General features: G+C 69.5%; 7 protein-coding genes. 2 read left to right on the forward strand and 5 right to left on the reverse strand.

Translation table 11 applies throughout. From position 1 onward, the window contains the following. Window positions 1–72: 72 nt before the first annotated feature. From BLW43_RS22070 to BLW43_RS22080, 3 genes are all read right to left on the reverse strand, one after another. The gene (locus BLW43_RS22070; RefSeq protein WP_175479064.1) at window positions 73–2,874 is read right to left on the reverse strand and encodes a DEAD/DEAH box helicase; all 2,802 of its coding nucleotides are present in this window, start codon (window positions 2,872–2,874) and stop codon (window positions 73–75) included. Window positions 2,875–2,947: 73 nt separating this feature from the next. Then, a complete protein-coding gene (locus tag BLW43_RS22075) occupies window positions 2,948–3,277 on the reverse strand; it encodes a hypothetical protein (RefSeq protein ID WP_093256969.1) in 330 nt (109 codons plus the stop codon). Further along, window positions 3,277–3,573 carry a hypothetical protein gene (locus BLW43_RS22080; protein WP_245731169.1) on the reverse strand — a complete coding sequence of 99 codons (297 nt, stop codon included), beginning with the start codon at window positions 3,571–3,573 and terminating at the stop codon, window positions 3,277–3,279. Before BLW43_RS22080 ends, BLW43_RS22075 begins: the two co-directional genes overlap by 1 nt. Window positions 3,574–3,832: 259 nt before the next feature. Between BLW43_RS22080 and BLW43_RS22085 the strand changes: the two genes are divergently transcribed. Continuing rightward, the gene (locus BLW43_RS22085) at window positions 3,833–4,855 is read left to right on the forward strand and encodes a nucleotidyltransferase family protein (RefSeq protein WP_093256974.1); all 1,023 of its coding nucleotides are present in this window, start codon (window positions 3,833–3,835) and stop codon (window positions 4,853–4,855) included. A gap of 287 nt (window positions 4,856–5,142) precedes the next feature. Here the strand turns inward: BLW43_RS22085 and BLW43_RS22090 are convergent, their stop codons facing one another. Further along, window positions 5,143–5,544, reverse strand: a complete 402-nt coding sequence (locus BLW43_RS22090; protein ID WP_093256976.1) for a type II toxin-antitoxin system death-on-curing family toxin — start codon at window positions 5,542–5,544, stop codon at window positions 5,143–5,145. Continuing rightward, a complete protein-coding gene (locus BLW43_RS22095; protein ID WP_093256978.1) occupies window positions 5,541–5,768 on the reverse strand; it encodes an AbrB/MazE/SpoVT family DNA-binding domain-containing protein in 228 nt (75 codons plus the stop codon). Before BLW43_RS22095 ends, BLW43_RS22090 begins: the two co-directional genes overlap by 4 nt. 238 nt (window positions 5,769–6,006) lie before the next feature. Between BLW43_RS22095 and BLW43_RS22100 the strand changes: the two genes are divergently transcribed. Continuing rightward, entirely contained in the window at window positions 6,007–6,246 is a 240-nt protein-coding gene (locus BLW43_RS22100) for a type II toxin-antitoxin system ParD family antitoxin (RefSeq protein WP_093256980.1), read from the forward strand. The last annotated feature ends 492 nt before the right edge of the window (window positions 6,247–6,738 follow it).

Below are 6,738 nucleotides of genomic sequence, written 5' to 3' on the forward strand. Positions count from 1 at the left end.
CCCCGTCGAGCATGGCTCTGGGGGGTGGGTCACATGGGTCAGATCTCAGTGGAAATTGGGCCGCTTCCCGGGTCAGTTCCGCGTGGAAATCAACATGTTCGGCGTCTTATCGAAAAAGGGCGGACCTTCTAGCGCGCCGGCCGTGACCGTTGGCGAGAACATGACGATCTGGCGCTCCGCGCCCTGAAGGGCATGAATCGTTCCAACGGTCAGGCCACCCGGCGCGCCGACCGCCGCCAGCGCGGCGCGAAGGGCGGTCGCCTGGCCGGCATATGGCGTCACGATCGCGACAACCTTCGAGACTTCGTCGTCGAACCAGGCCTCGATTTCGGCGCGGCGTCGGGCGAGCCAGCCGGCGATCTCGGCCGCCTCCTGATCGTTGCGCCAGCCCGAGCCTACCTTCCGGGCAACGCCGCGCACGTTCGCCCATCCGAGCGGGGGCAGACGCCGCTCGGCGTCAGGCGTCATGGGGAGAAGGCGGCCGCCGTAGACGAGGTCGTTGCAGAACCCGACGATCTCCCGGGGACAGCGACGGTGCTCATTGAGGAACACTCCCTCGTCGCCCGGGCTCGCGAAGGCTGTCGCCGCGTGAGCGGCCTGCATCAGGCTGCCGGTCGAGGCGGCGAGTCCCTGCGTCCTGATTGTCGCGGCCTGAACCTCGGTGAAGCCGCTGCGCGCGAGATTGGCCTCGTCGGCCGCAACCGAGACCGCCGGTATGGGCTCGATCTGGTGAACGTCGCCCACGACCACGGCGCGGCGGGCGAGAGCGAGCGAGGGCGCGCCCAGCTCCGGCGCCACCTGCCCCGCCTCGTCGATGATCAGAAGATCGATGAACTCCGTCAGGGACTTGTCGCCGCCGGGCCGGCTCCCGTCGGGGTTCCACAGCGCAAAGTGCCTCGGGAGCATATGAAGCGTCGATACGAAGCAGGGCGTGACGCAGGCCATATGGCGAAAACGCTGCTCGCCGCCGGCCCTGCCGGGCTGGTTCAGAAAAGCGAAGGGCCTGCCGGGCTTCTGGAGACGTCGCGTGCGGATCAGCCACTGGACTTCCCACCATCGCGCGGCGAGTAGAAAGGCGCGCGGGCGCAGCGTGACGTCGAGGAGGCGGTCGAGTTCGGCCGGGTCGGCGCAGGCGGCGTCGGCGAGGTCGGCCGGCGTCCCGGTCTGCGCCAGGGAGCCGATCAGACGTGGCCAGCGCTCGCGCGCCGCATGACGCCGCTCCGCCTCGCGAAGAGCGGCGGTCGCCTCCGTCGTCTCCGCCTCGACCGCCCCGCGACGGCTGCTCAGCGCCGACTGAATTGCCGGCAGCAGGTCGGCGCGACGCACCGGAACCAGACTGTCGAAGGGCTGATGATCGAGGCCCGCGGCGCGAAACAGCGCCCGCGCATCGAGCCAACGCGCCCGGCGCCGCCCGAGGCACCAGAGCAGTGCGGTTGCGATCGGACCCGGCAGGGCCTTACGCATGGCGGTTTCGATGCGCACCTCACCGTCATGGAACGCTGCCATCGCGATTTCGGCGTCAGTGACGCGCCTTTTGGCGTCAAGGATCGACGCAGCGTCCGCACCCGCCGCGGTCAGCGCTCCAGCTTCGACGCAGAGCTCGCCGATCACGGCCTGCGCGGCCGAGAGCTCGGCGTAGAGGGCGTCGGCGACGTCCTCGATCCGGTCGAAGCGCCGCGCGAACTGCGCCGTCGCGTTGTCGAGCATCGACCGCTCCGCCGCCGCCAGCGCCTCCGGCGCGTGAAGCGCGACGACCACGCCGTCCGGCTGCGGACCGAAGCGGCCCATCTGAAGGCCTTCGAACGCCCGCGCCCTGCCCGCCGCCGGCATGAGCATCGCGAAGGAGCCGACGCTCGGTATCCAGCGGCGCGCCAGAGGCGTGTCGGCGAGCTTCGCCGGAAGGTCGGCGCCATCGAGGCTCTCGACGGCGCTCCGGATCGCCCTGTTGTTCGTCGACGCCACGACGATGATTGGTGGCGGGGCGTCGGCGCCCATGAGCGCGGCCTCGACGACGCGGGTCGCGACAAGCGAACGGATCAGTGTGGTCTTGCCGGTGCCGGGCGGGCCAGCGACCGCGAGGATCTCGCCCTCGGCGAGCGCGTCGACATGGTGAAGGGCCTCGCGCTGACGGGTCGAGAGCGGCCAGAGACCGCCCAACTGACCGAGATGGCCGCGCCGCGCCGCCTCGCGCGCCGACGCGTCGAGAAGCGGCCGGCACGGTCGGGCGCGCACGAGGGCCGGCAGGCAGCCCGGCGGCCGTTCCCGGTCGAGATCATTCAGAAGATCGAGCACGTGCCGCGCGGGGACCGGCGGCGGCTCGGCGAGGAGGCGCGCTCCGTCGAGGCGCACGTGATCAGGAAGCGCGAGCTTCGCGAGCGGCGCGCCGGCGACCGCCTCGATCATGGCCTCGAGCCAGCCGACCATCGCGGGCCACGTCTCAAGAGGCTCGCGCGGCCGATGTTCGAGAAACCGGTCGCAGGCCTCCAGCGCGCCGATCTGCGGCGCATCGCCGGCCGCGCCGTCGAGATGGTCGCGCGCGATCCATGGCCGCGCCGTGGCATGCGGGCGCAGCACGCCTTTGGCGTCCAGCAACGCGGGCAGGACGAAGGGCGCCGTCTGCGATGACAGGGACACCGCCGCGCCGTGCTCATAGCGCGCCGCGAAGATGGCGGGCGCGATCAGGACCTGGGTCGCGTCCGGATCGGGCGCCCTGACGATGCGCCGCGCCGCATCGCGCACCACGCCGGCCGCAAAGGCCTCGTCAAGGACGCCCGCCCGGATCTGGTCCCAAGCGATCAACTGGCCGCGCGAGAAGTCCACCCTTGGCCGCGCCCCGTCAGCGAGCGTCGCGCGGAAATATCCCAGCGCCGACATCAGACGCGTCCGGCGGTTTGCAGGTCGGACCCATGGCGGCCGGGCGTCCATGGCGCCCTGACGAGCAGGTCCTTCATTCGCCGAACCGACGCGAGGGTGCGAGCGTCAGCCAGTCGCGACCGCCGAACGCCACGAGGGCGACCAGCAGGAGATCGGCCTGCGGGTCCGGCTTGAACACCACCGTGATCTTCCGGTCGCGCCCGCCATGGCGCGCAATCCACCCGTCGAGTGACGTCGGCAGCCGCGCGCCCGACTGGGGATTCTCAAGGATCGAGACGAGCAGGGCGTCGATTTCGTCGAGGCGCCTGACGGCTGCGGCGACGTCGCCGTCCGTCACCGCGAGGATGTGGTCCACGATGCCGTCGATGTCGCGCGAGACCAGGGGATGCGGCGCAAGGCGCATCACGCACCGTCGTCGCCGCGCAGCGCGGCAAGCCGCGCACGCGCGCCGCGCGTGAGATCGGCGGGTTCGCCGAGCGGCGCCCACTGATCGACGGGCAGCGCGAGGCGCCGGGTCAGCTCGGCCTCGAAAAGCGCCTGTTCCGCGGCGCGCGCGGCGCGCGCGCGCATCATCTCGCCAGAGACCGCCGCGCTGATCGTCGGATACTCGCCCCGTCGGACGAGGTCCTCCGCGAAGGCGAAAGCGGCGTCCGTGAAACTGACCGACTGCTTGCGCACGCCCATGACGTCCAACCTCATCAAGTGCTCTGCTGGAGCACCAGTAGCCCTCGCGCCGCCACGCGACAAGCAGGTGCCGACAGGGCCTGGCGTCGGGGCTCGGGCGGCGCAGTTCCCGACGGGCTGCACAATACGTGGAAGCCGGTTCGGCGACAATCGTCCGCCATGTCCGAAAACCGTGTCGGCGTCGGACGCCGGCGCATCATACCCTGCAAAATATGTTTTGTAGGGTAAGGATGAGATCGATACACCCTGCGAAATGATTTTTGTAGGGTATGGAATGATCAAGTCGCACAGCGCAACCGGAACGTCGGCCTATGCCGAGCTGCTGAGGCTTCTGCGCGACGAAGTCGTCTCGGACATCCGCGGGGCGCCGCGGCTCAAGACGATCAACGGCCGCGGCTACTGGTACGACCAGCACCGCATCGGCGCGCAGACCCTCGACCGCTACATCGGCGAAGACGGCCCAGAGCTGCGCGATCGCCTTGCCGCGGCGCAGGCGTTGCGTGCGCAGTCCAAGGAGGCGGCGCGCGGACGCGCGCGCCTCATGCGCGTGCTACGCGCCGAAGGCTTCCGGATGTCGGATATCGCGAACGGTCAGGTCGTCGCCGCCATGGGCAAGGTCGGCGTCTTTCGCCTCGGCGGCACGCTCGTCGGCACGCACGCCTTCCGGTGCTACGAGGGAGAGCTTGGCGTCCGGATCGGCTTCGACGATGCGGCGATGACCGACGACATCGACATCGCGAGCTTCGAGCGCCTGTCGATCGTGCTCGAGGATCGCGTCGACCCGCCCCTCGCGGACGTCTTCGCCGATCTCAGGTTCGACCCCGTCCCGTCGATCGAGCGGGGCCGCGTCTGGCGCTGGCGCCAGACCGAGCGGCAGGCGCTCGTCGAGTTCCTGACGCCGTCGTTCGATGCGGAGGAAGGAGTGCGCGATCTCCCGGCGCTCGGCGTCAGCGCGCAGAGCCTGCACTTTCTGAACTATCTGATCGCCGAGCCGATCCATGCGGCGTTCCTCTACCGTTCCGGCGTTCTGGTGCGGATCCCGCGGCCGGAGCGCTTCGCCATCCACAAGCTCATCGTCTCCGATCGACGCCGAGATGGCGTCGAGTCGATCAAGGCGCGAAAGGACCTCGCCCAGGCGGCGTTCCTGATTGAGGTGCTGGCGGAGGAACGGCCGGAGGATCTTGCGGAGGCCCATGAGGCGGCCCGGGCGTCCGGACCGGCGTGGAGAAAGCGGCTCGACGCCGCGCTTCGGCGCGCGCCGGAGACAAGGGCGATCATCGACGCTCTGCCCGGATGAGGCCGGCCCTGATCACTGCGCGCATCCGACGCCTCATTCGCCAACACGATCTGCGGACATTGGGCAGTGGTCGTCATGCGCGCCGATCGGCCCGTCGGCGCGGCCCCGCCCGCTCGGCGTCGAGGTCTGACGTCCCGCGGCGGATCGATGAAGGGGGGTCACATGGGTCAGATCTCAGTGGAAATCAGGCCGCTTCCCGGGTCGGTTCCGCGTGGAAATCAACAATGACGCATCTTCAACCGGCGCCATAACGACTTGCGGCCATGGCCGATGCGGTTTGGCTGCCGCTAGTCCGGACGGCTCATCCGGTCGCGAAACCACGTCGCCAGAGCGGCCTCGGACACGGCGCCGCCAGCGACGCCCTCCATGGTTCGGATCGCATCGAGCTTGTCGAAGAGGAGCCGGTAGCCGTTGTCGGCGAGAAACAGGCGGGCGGCGATCCAGGCCGTTCGCTTGTTGCCATCGACGAAGCCGTGGTTCTTGGCGATCCCGTAGGCGTAGGCCGCCGCCAGATCGGCGGCGTCCGGCTCACCGTAGTTCGCGAGATTGACCGCCCGCGCCAGCGCGCTCTCGATCCCGCCAGCATCGCGAACGCCCTCGGAGCCGCCGTGCTCGGCGAGCTGCCGGTCATGGACGGCAGCGATGACCGCCGGGTCGACCCAGCGCCATCCGCCAGACGGGTCGCTCACTTCGCGAGGGCGCGCAGCACTTCGCGGTCGTCGTGCATGATCTCGTCGGCGAGCGCCATCTGCCGGGCGAACTCGGGATTGTAGGGCGTCAGGCGATAGCCGCCGTCCGCCGCCTCGGTCAGGTAGAGCGTGTCGCCCTTCTTGACCTTCAGATGGGCCATGACCTCCTTGGTCAGGATCACCCCCGACGAAGCCCCGACCGTGGTGATCTTGAGCGTCTGCATGTCATGGCTCCCGGCTATATAACGCATATTATATAGTCGAGAATGCGCATGGGAGCAACGCGCCTTTCCCGGTTTGGGGTGGGCACCCAAGGTCGGACAGCTTTACGCCAAGGTCCAGAAGATGATCCACGGCGTCAATGTCGAGGGCCAGCCCCGCAACGCCATCGCGGCGCTGCCGCATCGTTGATCGACCGCCTGCTGATACCATGCTCTGGTATCATAAACCGGAGGATCGCAGATGCCCCGCAACACCTCCGTCATCGTGGGCGACCACTTCGCGCAGTTCATCGCAGACAAAGTCGCCGAGGGCCGCTACGTTTCCGCCAGTGATGTCGTCCGCGCCGGCCTGCGCCTGCTGGAGGAGCGCGAGGCGACGTTGAGCGACTTGCGCGCCGCCATCGACGAGGGCGAGCGCAGCGGCCTGCCCGCGCCGCTCGACATCGACGCGTTCCTGGCCGAGCGCCGTGCGCGAGGCTGAATGCGCGTCGAAAACACGCCGCGCGAAAGGCCGATCTCGCCGACATCCGGGACTACACCGCCGGGCGCTGAGGCGAGGCGCAGGCTGATCGCCATGTCCGCGAGAGCGACGCCCCGGCGAACGCAATGGCCGCCGGCGCGGCGCGGACGCGCGACCCGTCGGAGACGAGGCCCGGCTATCGCCGCGCAGTCGACGGGTCCCGTTTTCTTGAGCGATCCGCACGGCTGCGCGAGACCGTGGGCGTCCATGGCGGCCGGCGAGCGGACGGCGCGCACCGCGCTCCGTCGCGCGCAGGACGCGGGCTTCATCGCCTCGGCCAGCTTGAGGACGGCGGTTCGCATCGCGTTCCCGCTCGACTACCGCGAGCGGCTTTTTCCCAACCTCTTCGCTGAGGCGCGACTCTGTTGAGCAAATCACGGCTGGGCCGGATTTCCCCTTTCCCCGGACGGACTCATCCTATGGCTTCGGTGACGGGTATGCCGAGGGCGGTGA

This window comes from Rubrimonas cliftonensis (assembly GCF_900107585.1).
GTDB classification, from domain to species: Bacteria; Pseudomonadota; Alphaproteobacteria; order Rhodobacterales; family Rhodobacteraceae; genus Rubrimonas; species Rubrimonas cliftonensis.